The sequence below is a fragment of the Psychroserpens sp. Hel_I_66 genome, assembly GCF_000799465.1.
In the GTDB taxonomy this organism is placed as follows: domain Bacteria; phylum Bacteroidota; class Bacteroidia; order Flavobacteriales; family Flavobacteriaceae; genus Psychroserpens.
The window spans coordinates 2,120,723-2,141,683 of record NZ_JUGU01000001.1; the positions used below are offsets into that span (position 1 = coordinate 2,120,723).

Annotated in this window: 19 protein-coding genes; 9 read left to right on the top strand and 10 right to left on the bottom strand. The window is 34.9% G+C overall.

Annotated elements, in window-relative coordinates; genetic code table 11:
- Positions 1–45: 45 nt before the first annotated feature.
- The 8 genes from GQ40_RS09555 to GQ40_RS09590 all read right to left on the bottom strand — a co-directional run bounded on the left by GQ40_RS09555 (position 46) and on the right by GQ40_RS09590 (position 9,242).
- A complete protein-coding gene (locus tag GQ40_RS09555; RefSeq protein WP_047547855.1) occupies positions 46–783 on the bottom strand; it encodes a class I SAM-dependent methyltransferase in 738 nt (245 codons plus the stop codon).
- 30 nt (positions 784–813) lie between these two features.
- On the bottom strand, positions 814–2,085 hold the full coding sequence (locus tag GQ40_RS09560) for an ABC transporter ATP-binding protein (protein ID WP_047547856.1): 1,272 nt from the start codon (positions 2,083–2,085) through the stop codon (positions 814–816).
- A gap of 2 nt (positions 2,086–2,087) precedes the next feature.
- The gene (locus GQ40_RS09565; protein ID WP_047547857.1) at positions 2,088–2,951 is read right to left on the bottom strand and encodes an ABC transporter permease; all 864 of its coding nucleotides are present in this window, start codon (positions 2,949–2,951) and stop codon (positions 2,088–2,090) included.
- A gap of 160 nt (positions 2,952–3,111) precedes the next feature.
- Positions 3,112–4,089, bottom strand: coding sequence for an SDR family oxidoreductase (locus GQ40_RS09570; RefSeq protein ID WP_047547858.1), 978 nt, complete (start codon positions 4,087–4,089; stop codon positions 3,112–3,114).
- Positions 4,089–5,381, bottom strand: coding sequence for a nucleotide sugar dehydrogenase (locus GQ40_RS09575; protein WP_047547859.1), 1,293 nt, complete (start codon positions 5,379–5,381; stop codon positions 4,089–4,091). Before GQ40_RS09575 ends, GQ40_RS09570 begins: the two co-directional genes overlap by 1 nt.
- A gap of 2 nt (positions 5,382–5,383) precedes the next feature.
- A complete protein-coding gene (locus GQ40_RS09580; RefSeq protein ID WP_231565561.1) occupies positions 5,384–5,971 on the bottom strand; it encodes a sugar transferase in 588 nt (195 codons plus the stop codon).
- A 1-nt stretch (position 5,972) separates the two neighbouring features.
- Complete coding sequence (locus tag GQ40_RS09585; protein WP_047547860.1) at positions 5,973–8,444, bottom strand: polysaccharide biosynthesis tyrosine autokinase; 2,472 nt, start codon at positions 8,442–8,444, stop codon at positions 5,973–5,975.
- A gap of 3 nt (positions 8,445–8,447) precedes the next feature.
- Positions 8,448–9,242 carry a polysaccharide biosynthesis/export family protein gene (locus GQ40_RS09590; protein WP_047551815.1) on the bottom strand — a complete coding sequence of 265 codons (795 nt, stop codon included), beginning with the start codon at positions 9,240–9,242 and terminating at the stop codon, positions 8,448–8,450.
- Positions 9,243–9,346: 104 nt separating this feature from the next.
- Between GQ40_RS09590 and GQ40_RS09595 the strand changes: the two genes are divergently transcribed.
- From GQ40_RS09595 to GQ40_RS09635, 9 genes are all read left to right on the top strand, one after another.
- Complete coding sequence (locus tag GQ40_RS09595; RefSeq protein WP_047551818.1) at positions 9,347–11,215, top strand: ABC-F family ATP-binding cassette domain-containing protein; 1,869 nt, start codon at positions 9,347–9,349, stop codon at positions 11,213–11,215.
- A 59-nt stretch (positions 11,216–11,274) separates the two neighbouring features.
- A complete protein-coding gene (locus GQ40_RS09600; protein WP_231565562.1) occupies positions 11,275–12,015 on the top strand; it encodes an O-methyltransferase in 741 nt (246 codons plus the stop codon).
- 67 nt (positions 12,016–12,082) lie between these two features.
- On the top strand, positions 12,083–12,766 hold the full coding sequence (locus GQ40_RS09605) for an ABC transporter ATP-binding protein (protein WP_047547862.1): 684 nt from the start codon (positions 12,083–12,085) through the stop codon (positions 12,764–12,766).
- A gap of 59 nt (positions 12,767–12,825) precedes the next feature.
- Entirely contained in the window at positions 12,826–13,098 is a 273-nt protein-coding gene (locus GQ40_RS09610) for a hypothetical protein (RefSeq protein ID WP_047547863.1), read from the top strand.
- 228 nt (positions 13,099–13,326) lie between these two features.
- Positions 13,327–13,902: a cob(I)yrinic acid a,c-diamide adenosyltransferase gene (locus GQ40_RS09615; RefSeq protein WP_047547864.1), complete on the top strand. Its 576-nt coding sequence runs from the start codon at positions 13,327–13,329 to the stop codon at positions 13,900–13,902.
- 150 nt (positions 13,903–14,052) lie between these two features.
- A complete protein-coding gene (locus tag GQ40_RS09620; protein ID WP_010177336.1) occupies positions 14,053–14,274 on the top strand; it encodes a DUF2795 domain-containing protein in 222 nt (73 codons plus the stop codon).
- Positions 14,275–14,549: 275 nt separating this feature from the next.
- Positions 14,550–17,909, top strand: a complete 3,360-nt coding sequence (gene secA, locus GQ40_RS09625) for a preprotein translocase subunit SecA (protein WP_047547865.1) — start codon at positions 14,550–14,552, stop codon at positions 17,907–17,909.
- A gap of 320 nt (positions 17,910–18,229) precedes the next feature.
- Positions 18,230–18,571, top strand: coding sequence for a hypothetical protein (locus GQ40_RS09630; RefSeq protein ID WP_047547866.1), 342 nt, complete (start codon positions 18,230–18,232; stop codon positions 18,569–18,571).
- Positions 18,572–18,800: 229 nt separating this feature from the next.
- Positions 18,801–19,205, top strand: coding sequence for a hypothetical protein (locus tag GQ40_RS09635; protein ID WP_047547867.1), 405 nt, complete (start codon positions 18,801–18,803; stop codon positions 19,203–19,205).
- A gap of 237 nt (positions 19,206–19,442) precedes the next feature.
- Here GQ40_RS09635 and GQ40_RS09640 read toward each other — a convergent pair whose 3' ends face one another.
- Both GQ40_RS09640 and GQ40_RS09645 read right to left on the bottom strand, forming a co-directional pair.
- Entirely contained in the window at positions 19,443–20,030 is a 588-nt protein-coding gene (locus GQ40_RS09640; RefSeq protein ID WP_047547868.1) for a hypothetical protein, read from the bottom strand.
- Between the two features lie 89 nt (positions 20,031–20,119).
- Entirely contained in the window at positions 20,120–20,923 is an 804-nt protein-coding gene (locus tag GQ40_RS09645) for a transporter (RefSeq protein ID WP_047547869.1), read from the bottom strand.
- Positions 20,924–20,961 lie beyond the last annotated feature (38 nt).

The following is a 20,961-nucleotide window of genomic DNA, read 5'->3' on the forward strand; positions in this document are numbered from 1 at the left end:
GATTATTTTAAACAGAATTGTAGATTAATTTGTCACTTTATTAATCTACAATTGAAGTGGTTTTGAAAAAAATTTCGTATTGGAAGATAAAACAACATATCGTTCTATCTTCTTGACCGAACAATTTAACATATCAATCCATTCTTGTGTAATATGCTTCTCATCCTCTCTGTCTACATCATCTAAAAATATAGAATATGACTTGGCTAATCTATCTTTAATATAGGGTATAGGTGAAAACCTAGCGTTTGGAGTCAATCCTCCAAAGGGCCCATCTATTAAAACCAAATCAACCTCATTCATCATTTTCAAGTGTTCATTTAATACTGTAGTATCATACCAAACTTCTTGTTCACCTAGGGCTAATGACCTTTCTATGGATTGTATTGGAGCATAAATAACTGTGACATATTTTGCTAATCCTAATGTATCAAGTTGCTTATTGATTTTATTTGCCCATTCGAAATTAGATTCAACCGAAAAAAATGAGGCTTGAATACTGTTGGTTTTTAATAATTTAGCAATGTAAAATGTAGAAGCTCCAGATCCAAATTCAATTATATTCTTTCTATCATTTAAAACTATGTCATTCAGTACATGAATAATAGTACTAGGAGACATGGACCATGTTGTAAATGGAAAGTAAAATGAAGTATCTACAAATAATTGATTTAGTTGAGCGTGATTAAATTGTATTTGATTAACTTTTTGCTGCTTATTAAAAAGCTTTTTTATTTTACGCTCAAAATAAACATCAACTCTATTCTTTAGTTTTTTTAGCATTCTGTAATAATATTTATAACTTTTAGAATATTAAATATATTCATAAAACACATCATAATCAATTAACACTTTACTTTGATTGGGTGCAACTAGTTTCCCTTGTCCATAAAAATCACCTTCAAAGACCTCAAAGGAAAATGCATTTTGAATCCAATCTGCCAAAATATTATTGACTAAAACATGTATGGTCACGTAATATTTTCCCTTATTTAAATTCAATTTATCTAAATTAAAAATTATTTTATTAACTGACCCAGTACTGATTTTCCGTTCAAGCACTGAATTACTCATCCACACGATTCGCTGTCCTATATAATCATCTATCCTCAAATCAAATCGAATGGCATCAGAATTTATTAAAGCCTTATTTTCCAATAAAAACTCTAAATTAAAGGGTTGCCCTGTTTGTGCAGCTTTGCCTCTCTCACTACTGTAGACAAATGCGTCTTTTACCCTTACAGCACCATCTCCTTTTCTATTTTTTATATCGGCAATTTTAATATCACCCTCAGATGTGTTGAGGTAATAACTAATTGCAGCATCGGTATCTCCCTCAAAAACAGAAGTTCCATGTTCTAAAACAATAGCACGAGTGCACAAACTCTTTACAGCTGCCATATTATGACTCACAAACAAAACGGTCCTCCCATCTCCACTACTAATGTCCTGCATCTTCCCTATTGCCTTTTTCTGAAACTCGGCATCACCTACTGCAAGTACCTCATCTATGACCAAAATATCAGGCTCTAAAAAAGCTGCTACAGCAAACGCAAGTCGCACTCGCATACCTGATGAATAACGTTTTGTCGGCGTATCTACATACCGTTCGCAACCGGAAAACGCAATAATTTCTTCTTCTTTAGACTTAATCTCCGCCTTAGACATTCCCAAAATAGCACCATTGAGATAAATATTCTCACGTCCTGTCAATTCTGGATGAAATCCTGTACCCACCTCTAATAAAGAGGCGATACGCCCTCTGGTCTTAATCTCACCAGTAGTTGGTATGGTAACACGACTTAATATTTTCAACAATGTACTTTTACCAGCACCATTTTTACCTATAATACCAAGAACTTCTCCTCGTTGCACTTCAAAATTGATATCCTTTAATGCCCAAACATATTGACTATCTGCTTTAGTACTTCTATCGTTTACTGAGCCTACTCTAAGATAAGGATCTTCTTTACCTCGAATGCCTGCCCACCATCGATTCAAATCATGACTAATAGTACCTGTACCTACTAAACCAAGACGGTATTGTTTGCTTATATTTTCAGCTTTGAGAATAATATTAGACATAGTTATACAGTATCAATAAATGTTTTTTCAGTTCTATTAAAAATAATGATCCCTAAAAATAAAATTATTAAGGTTACAGCAATAGTGTACAAAATTCCATACAAACTTAAAGTTCCTGTTCCTAAAAGCATGTATCGCGCGGTTTCTATGATGTATGCTAATGGATTATACTCAACCAACCAGGCAATTTTGGGTAACTTCTCGCGCATTAAGGCTAAGGGATACATGACTGCAGAGACATACATAAGAAGCTGGACTCCAAAACCAACTAGAAATTTTAGATCTCGATACTTTGTGACCATACTAGAAATAATCATTCCTAACCCCAACCCTAATAGCCCCATTAATAGTACTAAAAAGGGAAATAATATCACATTTGTACTTATATGAATTCCTGCACCTTGATAATAGTAATACATATAAAAGGCGATAAATATGACTAATTGAATACCGAATTTCATCAAATTGGAGACAATAATTGATAATGGGACAATAAGTCTAGGGAAATAGACTTTCCCAAAAATAGCTGCATTGGACTTAAAGGTATCACTAGTTGCAGTTAAGCATGCATTAAAATAATTCCAAATGGAGATACCAGCAAGATTGAACAAAAAGGGAGGAACAGTACCCGTTTCTATATTGGCTACCTTATTAAAAATAATGGTGAACGTAAGCGCTGTAAATAAGGGCTGGATTAAATACCAAAGAGGTCCCAAAATGGTTTGCTTATAGACTGTAATTATATCTCGCTTAACAAACAAAATAAGCAAATCTCGATATCTCCAAATTTCCTTAAAATTAAAGTCGATTAATTTTTTTTTGGACGAAATGGTATATAACCAATCATCGTCAGTACTATTCAAAATGTTCTGTATTTTTAGTTGAGACGAATATAAACAATGGAGTTATAATATTAAAAATATTAGTATCTAAATATTTAATCTTGAAAAATAAACTAAGTGAAATACTAAATTAACAAATTACGTGTAATACCATTACTTTTTTGAGCCTATAAAAAGTCCAGTTCTATTTAAATAAGTCCCACGTAATTTTCAAACCTTCTCTTACGGTGTAATTGGGTTGGTAACCTAATAAGTTTTTCGCTTTTGAAATATCTGCCAAAGAGTCTCTCACATCACCTTGCCTATTTGGCCCATGAATAGCCTCTACTTGAGAATTTGCTGCTATCTTTAGGGATTCCCATAGGTAATTGATAGTAATACGCTCTCCACAAGCAACATTAAACACTTGATTTTTTGCTTTTTCTGAAGCAAAGAATCCTTTGATGTTAGCCTGAACTACGTTATCTATATAGGTAAAATCCCTTGTCTGCTCTCCATCACCATTAATTTTTGGAGACTCATTGTCTTTTAACGACTGCATAAATAGCGGAATCACTGCAGCATAAGCGCCATCTGGGCTTTGTTTTGGTCCAAAGACATTAAAATATCTTAAACCTATAACATCTGTATTGTATGTTTTTCCGAAGACATCTGCATATAATTCATTTACATACTTTGTAACTGCATAAGGTGACAAAGGGTTACCAATGTTATCCTCTACTTTAGGCAATGCTTTACTATCGCCATAGGTAGAACTGGATGCTGCATAGATCATTCGCTTCACAGATGAAGAATCTTTAAGCGCAATCATCATGTTTAAAAATCCTGTAATATTCACTTCATTAGTGGTGGCAGGATCATTAATTGAACGTGGTACAGAACCCAAAGCTGCTTGATGAGAAACATAATCTATATCTTTCATGGCATCTTTACAAGTTTGCAAATCTCTAATGTCTCCTTCAATAAGCTCAAAAGCTGGGTTGGAATGAAACTCTGTTAAATTATAACGATGACCGTTAGAGAAATTATCTAAGACACGTACTTTTTTTGCATTGTATTTTAGAAGATATTCTACAAGGTTAGAGCCTATAAATCCGCCACCTCCAGTAATAAGAAATGATAACTCACTTAATTCTTTATCGTGGTATTGTTTTTCGTACATTATAATCTTGCGTCTACGGAATCCTTCGGAAGTAATGATTTTACATCAAAAATAACTCCAATATCAGACTTTAATTTTTGTAAATCTATTTGTAAAAACTCGTTATGTGATACTGCTAAAACTATGGCATCGTAATCATCTTTTAGTTGATCTGCATTATCCAATAAATCCAAACCGTATTCATGAGTTACTTCTTCTTTAGATGCCCATGGATCAAACACATCTACATTTACATTGTAGGTTTCAAATTCTTTAATGATATCAATAACTCTTGAGTTTCTTATATCTGGACAGTTTTCTTTAAAGGTAATTCCTAGAACAAGCACATTAGAATCTTTTATTCTGGCTCCTTTTTTAATCATCATCTTTACAGTTTCTTGGGCAACATAACTACCCATACTATCATTCATTTTACGACCTGCGAGTATGATTTCTGGATTATAACCAGATTCTATTGCTTTTTGTGCCAAGTAATAAGGGTCAACACCAATACAATGTCCACCAACTAATCCTGGAGAAAAATTAATGAAATTCCATTTCGTACCAGCAGCTTCTAAAACTGCTTTTGTATCAATGTCTAGTATTCTAAATATTTTTGAAAGTTCGTTAACAAAAGCTATATTGATGTCTCTTTGAGAGTTTTCAATAACTTTTGCAGCCTCTGCTACTTTAATTGATGGCGCACAATGAGTGCCCGCAACAATTATAGATTTATAGAGATCATCAACTTCTTTAGCAATCTCTGGAGTAGAACCAGATGTAACTTTTAATATTTTAGTAACAGTATGTAATTTGTCTCCTGGATTAATGCGTTCTGGAGAATAACCTGCAAAGAAATCTTTATTGAATTTTAATCCTGAATTAGTTTCCAATATTGGCACACAAATCTCTTCTGTAACACCTGGATATACAGTAGATTCATAAATTACTATATCATCTTTCTTTAAAACCTTCCCTACACTTTCACTCGCTTTAACTAAGGGTGTAAAAACTGGTCTTTTATGTTCGTCTGTTGGTGTTGGTACAGTGACGATGTAAATATTGGAATCTTTTATTTCTTCTAAACTGTTAGTAATAAACAATCCAGTTTTAGAATTAGAATCTTTAGTTAATACCGAATTTAAATGCTCATTATCGACCTCTAGCGTTTTGTCAACGCCACTGTTAAGTTCTTTAATGCGCTTTTCATTTATGTCAAATCCAATGACCATATATTTCTTGGCGAACTCTACAGCTAGTGGTAAGCCTACATATCCAAGACCTAAAATTGTTAATTTTTTATCAGTATTCATTTTCAGTAACGTATCGATTTTATTATAAAGTTCAAATCTAAATAAAAACTCCAATTTTGAACGTATTTTTTATTGATTTCAACTTTATCTTTCCAAATAATCGTCCTATTGTAAGTTTCAGGGTCAAATTGTTTAGCTAATATTGATTCTTCATCTTTATATTTTAGTGTTGCTGGCCCAGTTATACCTGGTTTGACTCTTAAGATAATTCTATCTTCACCTTTTAGCTGATCTGCAAAACCCTCAATATCTGGTCTTGGTCCAACAAAACTCATATCTCCAAGAAATACATTGTACAATTGAGGTAGTTCATCCATTTTAGTATTTCTGAAAAATTTCCCTAAACGAGTAGCACTTTTGTTAAGATGTCCTAAATTATGTTTTTCCGCTTTTAGTGTTCTTAGTTTATATATTTTGAAAAATTGTCCATGCTGCCCTACTCTAAGTTGAGAGAATATTCCATATTGCTTAGTATCTAAGGTGGCTATTAAAATTAGAAAAGCTAATGGTAAAATAAATAATGGAAATAAGATAAGAGATAATGAAAGATCAAATACTCGCTTCCAAAAAAGTTGCTTTTTAGTAATCAATTTAAATACGTTTTAAAAAACGTTTTATTTTCTTTACAACTGTATCATTATCTTTTTCATGATATGCATTTCCATAAACACCATATCCATAGCCATAACCGTAGCCATATCCATAGCCATAATTATGGTTTGTTTTATGCTTATAAAAGTTCAATACAAAACTGATATTCTTAACCTCTCCTGCTCTATGCTTCGCATTGATTAAGGCTAACATTCCTTTTTTAGTGTAGTCTAAGCGAACCATAAAAATAGTTGCATCTGCATATTGGGTCAACTCCAAGGCATCGGTAACCAAACCTAAAGGTGGTGTATCCAAAACAATCATATCGTAATCTTCTCTCAATTGATCAATTAATAATTTCATTTGATCGCTCATTAATAATTCCGACGGATTTGGAGGTACTGGACCAGAAGGTATTATATCTAAATTTTCTATATGAGATTTATAAACCACATCCTCAAAAGTACTTTCTCCAATAAGGTAGTTTACTATGCCCATATCATTATTAATATTGAAATCCCCAAAAATCTTAGGCTTACGTAAATCTAATCCCAGTAAAATAGTTTTCTTTCCGGATAGCGCATATACCGTTGCCATGTTTATTGAGCAAAACGTTTTACCTTCTCCACTTACCGATGAAGTAATCATAAGCGTCTTCCCTTCAGTCTTACCTTGTTTTTTATAAAGAAACTGAAGGCTAGATCGAATAGATCTAAATGACTCTGCTACTGCCGATTTAGGTTTTTCGAATACAATCAAATTATTTTTATAATTATACTTACCTATTAATCCCAGGATTGGAATCTTGGATAACTGCTCCACTTCGTCAGAACCATGAATTGTATTATCCAATAAAAACAAACCAAAAATCAAAAACATTGGCACAAAAAATCCCATCATGAGTGCCATCATGTAATTAAGGGATTTATTAGGACCTATTCTTCCTCCTCCAATGTCTTTTGCTTCGTCGATCACTGTAATATCAGAAATATTAGCTGCCTTTACAATAGCTGCTTCACTTCGCTTAACTAAATATATATCATAAGCTTCCTGGCTAACATCTAACTTTCGTTGAATTTTAAGATATTGTTGTTGGTCCTCTGGTAAATTAGTTAATTTAGCCTCCAAATTCGCTATACTTCTGTTAATAGTATTTAAGTTAATACCTAACGTTTTTTTAGTTGCACTTATCGTTTCTAAGAGCACATTTTTTTCAGCATTAATACGTCTGTCTATATCCTTAAACAAATCTGAACCTTCTTTAGTGGTATACTCTAAGTTTTGACGTTCGGCAGCTAATGCAATGATTTTAGAAACACTGGAGAGGATATTATTTTCTTCAATTCCAACAGAGGTTGGTGCAGCAATTTCTGTATAATTGGTTTTGGTATTAAGGTAATTTTCTAAGTTATCCAAATAGGAAAGTTTTGCATTTTCCTGTTCCTTGGTCAAATCGTAAGCTCTTAATTGTTCAGATATTTGAGTAATCTCTTCGGAAACATCAAATACTTTATTCTGTTTCCTAAACTCATTCATTTCATCTCCAAAGTCTTTGAGGTTAACATTAACCGCTGCAAGACTGCTATCAATAAATTTAATTGTGTTTGATGCATATAAATTTTTACGCTCCAATTCAGAAATACTTAATATAGCTGTGGTTGCGTTTAAATAATCCACAATTTTATCTTTATTATGTCCAGCGAGCTGTAATCTCAAAACAGATGAAGAAGCTTGGGCAGATGGAGCAATAATAATTTGATCCTGATATCTTTTAACAACGCCATCAAAATTTGAGAATTTGATAAAATATTCAGATTGTGGATTGACAATCAAATTGGGCTTAAATACCAATCTACCATTCAAAAAGGGCAAATCAATAATTTCACCATTGTTAAACGTCTTTTTAAAGATTCCAGTAGGCACATCAACCTTTTTAGTTGATTGATCGGAATAAATCTGAGCAGATCTTCTATTACTTTCAAACTGAGTAAAAACTTCAAACTCATTGGCATTTAAAAAACGAATCCCTAATGGACTACCCAAAACTTGAGGTTTCGTCTTATCAATGATAAATTCAAAAGGAGCATTTTTATAAATATCCTCTTTCCTGTATTTACCCTCAACAAGATAGTCCATATAGAACTGGAGCGAGTCCACAACCTTTTCATTGTGAGTTCTTGTTTTAATAGCAGTTATGATTTTCCCCACTTTTCCAGATACACCTCCCCAATTAAATGAAATACTGGTATTTGCAGTAAAAAAAGGGTTTTGATCGTTTTCTACGGATATTAATGAATCCAATTTATACACATTTTGCTTACGAACATTTATGTAGTAAGCAATTAAAAGAGCTACACCAATAGATAGTAAAACAAACTTCCAAAGGTTCAAGACTTTAAATAAATAACCCCTAAAATCAAAACTTACGCGACCAGATTCTCCATGGTCATATTCTTCGCGAGTATCTTCCATAACCTATAATCTTGTAAATAACAATATTGTTGTCGTAATTAATGATAATACTGTGGCAATCGTACCTAGAGTTTGTACAGCAGTTTGTCCTGTACCTATTGATTTTTGGGGTAAAGGTTTTACATAAATAATATCATTAGGCTGTATATAATAATATGGCGAATTCATTACTGCTCTATCTGTCAAGTCAATAGTATGAATTTTTTGCCCTTGAGGATACTGTCTAATAACTTGAACTTCCTTTTTATTTCCAGTAACAGGTATTTCACCCACATTAGCTATCGCTTCAAAAATGTTTACACGCTCTTGAAAAAGTGTTATTGTTCCAGGACTACCAACCTCTCCATTCGCAGTAAACCGTAATCCAGATAACTTTACCGTAATAAAAATGTTTGCAGTCTCCTTAAATTGTTCTTTCAAAAGTTTTTCAGTTAACATAGTCTCTATTTCCTCAACCGTAAAACCTAAAACATTAATTTTACCTAGTGAAGGAATTCGTATATTACCATGTAAATCAACAGTAAAACCATCAAAATAAGCACGTTCAGAGCTTGATGCATTTAAATTGGTTTCTCCAACAGGATTAAATATCACAGCATTTTCTTGATCCAAGACCTTGATCCTTATATTCAAAATATCATTAATTTGAACGCGATATGGCTTTTGTTGCTCTACCATAATTTGAGTAGAGTCTATTGCTGTATTTTTTTCTTGGAGATATATTGTGTCTTTATGAGGAATACAGGACGTAGATAAAAGGCACATCAACAATCCCGTAAGCAAGAATAGTCTATTCATTATAATGTTGCTTGTTGCTTCACAAATATAGTTTATCACTATTAATATCAAAACTATTAGCTGTTTTTTTGAGTAATATCGCTTTCTTTGTAAAAAAAATTGCATTGAATTACTTAACAGTAGAAAATATATCAAAATCTTATGGCGAATTAGAGCTCTTTAAAGACCTCTCTTTCAGCATTCATAAAGATGAAAAAATAGCATTTGTTGCTAAAAACGGAAGCGGTAAAACCTCAATCCTAAACATCCTTTCCGGTGCAGATGCTCCAGACTCTGGGCAGATCGTTATGCGAAACGGGCTAAGAATTTCCTTTCTCTCGCAAGACCCAAAATTTGATCCAAAACTAACCATCAACGATACGATTTTTTCTTCGGAATCTCCTCAACTCAAAATCATAGAGAACTACGAGCGAGCATTACAAAATCCCGAAGATGCAGAAGCTTACCAAAAAGCTTTCGAGCAAATGGAAATCCATAACGCTTGGGAATTTGAGCTTCAGTTTAAACAAATATTATCACAGCTCAACCTTAATGATCTAGAACAGAAAATCAGCACGATGTCTGGCGGACAAATAAAACGTCTCGCTTTGGCCCAAGCATTGATTAGCAATCCAGACTTATTGGTTCTCGATGAGCCAACCAACCATTTAGATCTGGAAATGATTGAGTGGCTTGAGCAATATTTTGCAAAAGCCCAGTTTACGTTGTTCATGGTAACTCACGACCGTTACTTTTTAGAACGTGTATGTAACGAGATTATTGAACTAGACCATGGTAAAATGTATACCTACAAAGGTAATTACAGTTACTATTTAGAAAACAAAGAATCAAGAATCGCACAAGAACAGGTAGAAACCGGTAAAGCCAAACAACTCTTCAAAAAAGAGTTGGAATGGATGCGTCGCCAACCCAAAGCAAGAACCACAAAATCAAAATCACGTATTGATGATTTTAGCGATATCAAAAAACGTGCGCACCAACGCAGAAACGACCACAAGATTGAGCTAGAAATCAACATGGAACGTTTGGGAAGCAAAATTGTAGAATTTCATAAGGTTTCAAAAGCATTTGACGACAAGATAATTCTTGACCAGTTTGAATACACTTTTAAACGTGGAGAGCGTATTGGCATCATTGGTAAAAACGGGACAGGTAAATCCACTTTTTTAAATATGTTGACCGATGCTCTAGAACCAGACTCAGGTAAGGTGATCGTTGGTGAAACCGTAAAATTTGGTTACTACACTCAAGGTGGAATCAAAGTTAAGGAAGGACAAAAAGTCATCGATGTCATCAAAGAATTTGGTGAATACATCCCATTAACAAAAGGGCGTCAAATTAGCGCAAAACAATTGCTGGAGCGTTTTCTTTTCGATGGAAAAAAGCAACACGATTATGTTGAAAAGCTAAGTGGTGGTGAACAAAAACGCCTCTATTTATGTACCGTTTTAATTCAGAATCCTAATTTCTTGATTCTCGATGAGCCAACCAATGATCTCGATATTGTTACTTTAAATATTCTTGAGGATTTCTTATTAGATTTTCCTGGTTGCCTGCTGGTTGTATCACACGACAGGTATTTTATGGATAAAATTGTAGATCATCTTTTTGTATTTAAAGGCGAGGGCGAAGTACAGGATTTTCCTGGAAATTACACAGATTATCGTGAATACGAAGCATCGAGTCCTGTGGAAGACAAAGAAGAAACTACAACCTCTATTTCTGCGGAAAATCAGCAGGACCAAAACAAAGCAGAAAAACTAAACTACAACGAACAAAAGGAATACAAAAACCTGGAGAGTAAGATCCGTTCCTTAGAATTAGACAAGAAAAAATTCGAAGCTAAATTTCTAGATGACAATTTATCGCAAGACAAAATCAACGAGTTATCTCAAAAACTTCAAAAAATAATAGACGAGATTGAGACCAAAGAAACAAGGTGGTTTGAACTTGCGGAAAAACTTGGACTCTAATCTTTGATCTTAAAACATAACTTCTAAAAGTGTTTCAAATTTTTGAATACATAAAGTTCTTGTTCAAATCCACTAACCAACATGGGGTTCATTCTCCTTTTGTTTACGATTTGGTTACCAAATGCTTTTATGACAGAACCAAGTACCCAGAATATTCAAAAATCAAAAGCTACAAAGCGTCACTTTTAAAAAATAAATCTTCTATCACCATTACCGATTTTGGTTCGGGTTCAAGAGTTTTCAAATCCAATGAGCGACGAATAAACGCTCTGGCAAAAAATGCTGGTACATCTTTAAAAAGAGCTCTTCTTTTATATCGCGTCGTTAATTATTTTAAGCCCAATCAAATTTTAGAATTAGGAACTTCTCTGGGTATTGCTACTCAAGCCATGGCATTATCAAATCCTGAAAGCACTATTACCTCTGTTGAAGGCTGTCCAACTGTTTCAAAATTTACTGCACAGCAACTTTCCGAAGAAAACATTAATAATGTAACGATCAAAACTGGTGAGTTTGAGTCCATAATTCCGCAGTTAAAAGAAGATGCGTACGATTTCATTTTTTTCGACGGAAATCATAACAAAAAAGCAACGCTCAACTATTTCAACTTACTCATTGAAAAAACACACAACGATTCTATCTTTATTTTTGACGACATCCATTGGTCAAAAGAGATGCTCGACGCTTGGGAACAGATCAAATCTCACCCAAAAGTGACGGTAACGATTGACACCTTCTTTTGGGGTTTCGTATGCTTTAGAAAAGAGCAGGTCAAAGAAAATTTCAGCATTAGGCTGTAACATCATTCCCAGTTTTGCGTCATATTGAGTATATTGCAGTAACCACAATCAAAAGTCAATTTTAAGTATGAGCAACGTCATTGAAATTAGAAATATCATTCGCGATTTCCAATTAGGTCAAGAAACCGTTTACGTTTTAAAGGGCATCAATTTAGATATAGAACTGGGAGATTACGTTGCCATTATGGGACCTTCGGGCTCTGGCAAGTCAACGCTTATGAATCTTTTGGGATGCTTAGATACTCCTACTGCTGGCACATATGTACTCAATGGTAAAGATGTGAGCCAAATGAGTGATGATGATTTAGCTGAAATTAGAAATACCGAAATTGGCTTCGTTTTCCAAACCTTCAACCTCCTACCAAGAACAACTGCCCTAGACAACGTGGCTTTGCCAATGGTTTACGCAGGCAAGTCTAAAGCAGAACGCACCAAACGTGCAGAAGAAGTATTGACTGAAGTTGGTCTAGCAGACCGTATGGATCACAGACCAAACCAGCTATCTGGTGGTCAACGTCAACGTGTGGCTGTGGGTCGCGCATTGGTAAACAGACCTTCTATAATCTTGGCAGATGAACCTACCGGAAATTTAGACTCTAAGACAGGCCATGAAATTATGAACCTGTTTGATGAGATCCATAAATCTGGAAACACAGTAATCATGGTAACCCACGAAGAGGATATTGCTGCACATGCAAGACGTGTGATTAGATTACGCGATGGCTTGGTGGAGAGTGATACTATTAATTAGTCTTTAGTTTGAAGTTATAATCTTAAACAGACTGATTTAAAGAATTGTAACAATAAATTATGGACGGAAGTTTATCTCAATTTATGGCAACTTTACAAAGGCGAAAAGCTCGTAAAGTAAGGAACAATGGGAAATTTGACAAAACATCACTTTCATATAATTCCGAAGATAGACGACCAGAATATAGTTTTCCAGAATTAACTGATAAAGAATTAGAGGAAATTAAAGGTAAAATCAAGAACAATCTAACATCACATAATCGTCTTAATACTATTATCTCTTTTACAGCTTTTATCATTTTAATCATCATAATTTATTTTCTGATCACATAAGTATGCTTTGGATAATATTAATTCTAGCGTTTGGTCTCACCTTCTTAAAATTCTATTCTAAAAGAAAAGAACGTACTCGGGACCTAAAACATAAAAATTCTATGTTTTATAAAAAACGTTTTAAGAGATAATCTCTTTTTATTTCAGTCTCTGCGCTAGAAAGATTTCGGAATTGTGAGACGTTTTTAAAACCCGTAACTTTGATTCCGTAACATTGAAAAACTCAACATGAAAATATATACAAAAACAGGAGACAAAGGCACAACCGCATTATTTGGTGGCACAAGAGTCCCTAAACATCATATTAGAATTGATAGCTACGGAACTGTCGATGAACTCAATTCTCATTTAGGCTTAATAAGAGACCAAGACATCAACAACCATTATAAAGAGGTGTTGATTGCTATTCAAGACAGATTATTTACTGTTGGAGCCATTTTAGCTACAGATCCTGAAAAGGCAACTCTCAAAAATGGAAAGCAAAGACTTAACATCCCTAAAATTTCCGAAGAAGATATCGAGACATTAGAAAAAGAAATGGATCAAATGAACGAGTCACTACCGGAAATGACACATTTTGTATTACCTGGCGGACATCAAACGGTGTCATTCTGTCACATTGCACGTTGTGTTTGTAGAAGAGCAGAGCGTCTTGCCACCGCTTTAAACGACTTAGAACCCTTTCAACCCGAAAGTTTGAAGTACCTCAACCGACTTTCTGACTATCTATTTGTATTGGCACGAAAGTTGTCTTATGACTTGCAAGCCGATGAAGTAAAATGGATTCCGAAGAAAGAATCTTAGACATAACACTTTGCGAACATAATGTATAGTTCTATTGGCCAAAAGCATAAAAAATATAAGTTCTTTAAAATTTTTATTTAATTAATTCACTTTTTTCTTGACTTTCTGAACTATAATTTTATTTTTGCAGAAATTTAAAACGCATAACACATGTATTGGACATTAGAATTAGCATCGTATTTAAGTGATGCGCCTTGGCCAGCAACTAAAGACGAATTAATTGACTACGCGATTAGAACAGGAGCTCCTTTGGAAGTTGTTGAAAATCTACAAGCGATAGAAGATGAAGGCGACTCTTACGACTCTATAGAAGAAATCTGGTCTGATTATCCAACAGACGAAGATTACCTCTGGAACGAAGACGAATATTAAGTAATTTGGAATTCAAGTTACATTAAACGTAAAATAAAAGTTAAAAAGTCTCATTGCGAGACTTTTTTTGTGCCCAATTTTTAAATATAACTAACACAAATCATATCTTTGAAGTCTAACAATTTTAAAGATAAGACGTTATTTAAAACTTAGAATTGTCATTCTGAACTTGTTTCAGAATCTCATTATTTTTAAAACCCTTTTTAATGAGAACCTGAAAAAAAGTTCAGGTTGACCTAAATTTTAAATAATGTCATTAACATAAATAAACACCAATGAGTTTTTTAAATTCAGTATTAAAAGTATTTGTAGGAGATAAGTCCAAACAAGATGTTAAAGCACTTTCTCCTATTATTGATCAAGTAAAATCTTTTGAAAATGAGCTTGAGCAATTATCCCACGACGCACTTCGAGCTAAAACTGCAGAGTTCAAATCTAAAATCGCAGATGCCCGCAAACCGCTTCAAGACGACATTGATAAGTTAATCAAGGATGCCGAAGCAACCGAGGATATCGACGCAAGAGAAGACATCTATGTAGAAATCGATAAGCTCAACGACGAGATTTATACAGTAACCGAAGATGTTCTCAACGAGATCATGCCAGAAGCCTTTGCTGTGGTTAAAGAAACCGCAAAGCGTTTTGTCCATAATACAGAAATCCCTGTTCAAGCCAATGAGTTTGACCGTACGATTTCTGGTACCAAAGATTATGTGACCTTAGACAATGATCAAGCAGTATGGTCGAATTCCTGGGATGCAGCAGGTAAGCCAATTACTTGGGACATGATTCATTATGATGTTCAATTGATTGGTGGCGCAGCAATGCACCAAGGTAAAATTGCTGAGATGCAAACGGGTGAAGGTAAGACATTAGTGGCAACACTTCCTGTTTACCTCAATGCGTTGGCTGGTAAAGGTGTACACTTGGTAACGGTTAATGATTATTTGGCAAAACGTGATAGCGCGTGGATGGCTCCAATTTTTGAGTTTCACGGGTTGAGCGTTGATTGTATCGATTATCACAGACCAAACAGTGAGGCACGTCGTAAGGCTTATAAAGCAGATATTACCTACGGAACAAATAACGAATTCGGGTTTGATTACCTAAGAGATAATATGGCGCATTCGCCAGATGATTTGGTACAACGTCCGCATCACTATGCGATCGTCGATGAGGTCGATTCTGTTTTGGTGGATGATGCGAGAACACCATTAATTATTTCTGGACCAATCCCTCAAGGAGACCGTCACGAATTTACAGAGCTAAAACCTAAAGTAGAAGATCTAGCCAGCATTCAAAGAAAAGAACTGGTTGGTGTTTTAGCAGAAGCAAAAAAACTAATTGCAGAAGGCGATACTAAAGAAGGTGGTTTTCTATTATTGAGAGCTTACAGAGGTATTCCGAAGAATAAAGCATTGATCAAATTCTTGAGCGAGGAAGGCATTAAAACCTTACTCCAAAAGACCGAGAATTTCTACATGCAGGATAACAACAGGGAAATGCCTAAAGTTGACGCAGAGCTCTACTATGTTATCGAAGAAAAAAATAATCAAGTGGAGTTGACCGACAAAGGTGTTGAGTATATCTCCGGAAAAGATAATCCAGATTTCTTCGTCATGCCCGAAATAGGGATGGAAATCTCTAAAATTGAGTCTAAAGGACTTTCAAAAGAGGAAGAAGCTGAAGCAAAAGAAGAGTTGTTTAGAGACTTCGGAATAAAATCTGAACGTATCCACACACTCAACCAATTACTTAAAGCCTACGCATTATTTGAAAAAGACATCCAATACGTTGTGATGGACAATAAAGTAATGATCGTAGATGAGCAAACCGGTCGTATCATGGATGGTCGTCGTTATAGTGACGGACTCCACCAAGCGATTGAAGCCAAAGAAAATGTAAAGATTGAAGATGCAACCCAAACGTTTGCAACGGTAACCTTACAGAATTACTTTAGAATGTACCGTAAACTCTCTGGTATGACAGGTACAGCAGTTACCGAAGCTGGAGAATTCTGGGAAATCTATAAATTGGATGTGGTTGAAATTCCAACCAATCGCCCAATTGCACGTGATGATAAACAAGATTTGGTTTATAAAACAAAACGTGAAAAATACAACGCAGTTATTGATGATGTGACCGCATTATCACAAGCTGGACGTCCCGTATTGATTGGTACGACTTCAGTAGAAATATCTGAGTTACTGGGTAAAATGTTGAGTATTCGTAAGATTCCGCATAATGTCTTAAATGCAAAACAGCATAAAAAAGAGGCAGAAATTGTAGATGAAGCAGGTAGAACAGGACAAGTGACCATTGCTACCAATATGGCAGGACGTGGTACGGATATTAAACTTTCCGAAGACGTGAAAAAAGCAGGAGGTTTAGCCATCGTCGGTACAGAGCGTCATGATTCTCGTCGTGTTGACAGACAGTTACGTGGTCGTGCTGGACGTCAAGGTGATGTTGGTAGCTCACAGTTTTATGTGTCTCTAGAAGATAATTTAATGCGTCTGTTTGGTAGTGAGCGTATTGCCAAAATGATGGATAAAATGGGATTACAGGAAGGTGAAGTGATTCAGCATTCTATGATTTCAAAATCTATTGAGCGTGCGCAGAAAAAAGTTGAGGAAAACCAATTTGGTGTTCGTAAGCGTTTATTGGAGTATGATGATGTGATGAATGCACAACGTGAGGTTGTTTACAAACGTCGTCGCCATGCACTAGAAGGTGATCGCCTTCGTGTGGATTTGGCAAATATGATTTATGATACTTCGGAAGGTATTGCGGAAGGCAACAAAGCTGCAGAAGATTATAAGAACTTCGAGTTTGAATTGATTAGATACTTCTCTATGAGTTCTCCAATTTCCGAAGCAGAATTCAAAAAAGGTTCGGTACAGGATATTGCAGGCAAAGTGTATAAAGCTGCTTTTGAACACTACAGATCAAAAATGGAGCGTAATGCAGAACTGGCATTCCCTGTGATTGAGAATGTGTACATGAACCAACGCGATAAATATAAGCGTATTGTGGTGCCATTTACCGATGGTGTGAAGAATTTACAAGTGGTTACAGATCTTGAAAAAGCTTATGAAACTAAGGGTACACAATTAATCAACGATTTTGAAAAGAATATCACGCTTGCCATCGTTGATGATGCGTGGAAAACGCATTTACGTAAAATGGACGAGTTAAAACAGTCTGTACAATTAGCGGTTCACGAGCAAAAAGACCCATTATTGATTTATAAGTTTGAAGCTTTTGAGTTATTTAAGGAAATGATTGACCAAGTGAATAAGGATGTGATCTCATTTTTGTTTAAAGGTGAATTGCCTCAGGAAACACAAAACACCATTCAAGAAGCGAAAGCTCGTAAGGAAGAAAAACTACAAACGCAAAAAGACGAAATCCCTAATATGGATGAACGTGCTGCGCAAAGTAGATCGGTTGGCGCAGGAGCATCTGCTCGCCAGCAGGAAGTTGTTGAAACCATTGTACGTGACAAACCAAAAATTGGTCGTAACGATCGTGTGACGATCAAACACGTGATGAGCGGAGAAAACAAAACGGTGAAATTCAAACAAGCAGAACCTTTAATCGCTAAAGGCGAATGGGTTTTAATTGAAGAATAGTCGGTCGCTAAGCGACGTTTGGCGATCCTTACTCTGGTGTGCATATTCGTCATCCTTAATTTAGTATAGGATCTCCTATAAAAATTAGCATTCTGATATAATGAGAACTCAAAAATCCCAAATTAACGTTTGGGATTTTTTTTGTTTGTAAGATACGTGGAACTACGTATTTATATTATCAAAAAAATAGTCGAACTTCGTTTAACTGTGGATATTAATAATTGAAACAGTCGATATTTAAAGCATTGGCAACAAGTTGAAAAATGATCAGAATAATCAATAAACCATATCTAATTTTTTGGCTTTCGATTCCCTTAATTATGTCAAGCGGATTTGTAAGTTCAATTGAGAGTTTGGATATTAATATTCACGACACTTATTATGTTTTTTCGCTGGCTGATTTAAATATTCTGATTTCAGTACTTTTTGCAATAATCGGACTTGTATATTGGATTTTGCTAAAAGCCCACAGAAAGCTATCCAAATGGATGAATTTGACTCACATTGTGCTAACTTTTGGCGGAATTTTGCTAATCTGGGGTATGTCGCAACTATACCGTGAATCAATAGTGGAATATGATTTCAATGAAAATCTGACTTTAGCAATTTATTCCACAGCGTTGATTGCGGTCGTAGGACAATTAATATTGTTAGCGGATTAATAAAAAATAAAACCAGTGGTTAAGACCATATATAAAAAATTGGTAGTTTTAGTTAATTCAAAGTTAGTTTGCAACTTTGCAGGCTTCTTATTTTGCTTCGAAAAATCCTTGCTCACAAACACGGAACTTTACATATACATCAACGTCAAACAAAACTCCCAAATTTTATTAGTGAATTCTATCAAGTTTTTTTATTACCTTCATTATAACAAACCAATTACACATTAGCATGAGAAATATTCTAGCAACCATAGTAGGTCTCATCGTAGCATCAATAACCGTTTACCTATTTGAAACGTTAATTGGTCATACCCTATTCCCATTACCAGAAGGTGCTAATCCAATGGACATGGAGTGGATAAAAAATAACATGCACCAAATCCCAACTGGCGCAAAAGTCATGGTGGTTATTGGTCATTTTATGGGAATCACAGCAGGAATGTATATAGCAGGGTTGATCGCTAAAACGAGTATGGTGCCTGCATATATTGTTGGCGGATTTATGCTAGCAGCTACTATTTTCAATATCGCGATGTTGCCAAAAGAATTATGGTTTAGTATTAGTGATATCGTATTAGCTGTTGCAGGATTATTACTTGGAAAATCTTTGGCTAAGCGACAGTTGAGGATTTAGGTAATCATTTCTGCAAAAGCAATAATCTACTTTTATAATAATTAGTTCTTAATATCCTAACTATGAAAATTCTCTAAAATTTTTTCTAGCAATTATTCATATACCAAATTAGTTGCTTAAACACGCCAATAATCTTATAAATAAACATTAAACGAAACTCCCAAATCTTGGTGTTGAATTATTTCAATATTTTTTATTTGCTTTAGTCATAAAAATAACTGGCACTGGAATTATGTTCTAATCCATCAAGGCTTCGAGGTTTTGCACAATATCCCTGAACCTTGTGATATCCTTTTTAACAATGCTCTTAATTTTCACTTTCATCTGTTCCAAAGGTTGGGAAGATTGCTGCTTCTCTAAATAGGCTGTCCTGAAATACTTCACTTGGTTGGTAATATAATCTCGATAATCGCCAAAAAAGTTGGAATCTACTAATAACTGAATGTAGTGAGGTAGTTTTTCCTTTTCTTGAGATACATAATACCGATTCAATGCCACCAGATTGACTTTTTGCAAAAAATTATCGTTAAGGGAAACTGATAGAACAGGATCCACAACATTGTCAAGCTCAAGGGATTTGGTAAACGCTTCCAGATCGGAAATGGCGTGTAAGATAGAGGCTTTCAATTCTGGCAAAGAAGCCTGAAAAAATCTGCGTGCATCTTCAGATTTATCATTTCTCTGCATTCGATAAAGGAGCAAAGCTATGATGAAACCAAACAAGGTCAATAGCACCGCAGTGCCATCCATGACCATGGACCACTGGTTAGGATCCAAGGACCAGTTTTCAAATATAATATAGTATTGCTCTCTTTCTTCTCTCAATTGCAACAGTGATAATGCTGAAGTTAATAAAATTTAGCAATATGGACACGGGTATGTAAATTTAATTATCGCCAACTAAGGCATATCCTCTATTTCCTAAAATCATAAACCAACCCAACTCCGTATCTTGGACCTTGAAATACGTTTCTACCACCAATTACATTTGAATAATTGAGATACACACCTAAACCACCAGAAATATTACGATAAACAGTTGCTCCCAATTTTTGGTAATCGACTTCGAGTTCTCTAAAATTTTGAGGTCTTGGCGTCCCTCTATAATCGATTCCGTCAACCGCATTTTGAAAGTCAAAAAACACATCATAATACCAGTTTCCAGCAGCTTTTCCTGCCTTTATAACCAAAGGGATACTATTTGGCACTTCCTCAAACTTTAAGGAATAGCCACTTTGCAAGGTCACAAACCAATTGCTATTCCACTTGTGATGCAGCATTGCTCGCATATCTAAAATGGTGGCACGCTGCCCTAAATCGTTTAATCCCCCAACCTCATAATTTCCTAAAGGTGTTGAAAGTCCCAACCCAAGACTCAGTTGTAAATTTCCTTTTGATGTATTAAAATCACCAATTTTATATTTTGAAAAAAAACTGATGTCCTGTAAACTACTGTTATCATCACTGGTCATGTAAGGAAGGGATACTTGCACATCAAAGTGTTCACTGAGACCGTAAGCCACAAAAATGTTCCCGTAAACCAAGGTTCGTTCTAGGTCTGATTCGGTTTTCCCGATGAGATAATCTTTATTGTCCTCATAGCCAAAACCTAAAACCGTGGTGACATTTTTTTGACCACGATAGAATCCGTCGATGGGTCCCTGAGAACATACTTCCGAAGAAAAAATGAGACAAAATATAATTAGTATGTATTTCATGAGTGAGTTGGATTGGTTTTATGGAGTTTAGTCTCACT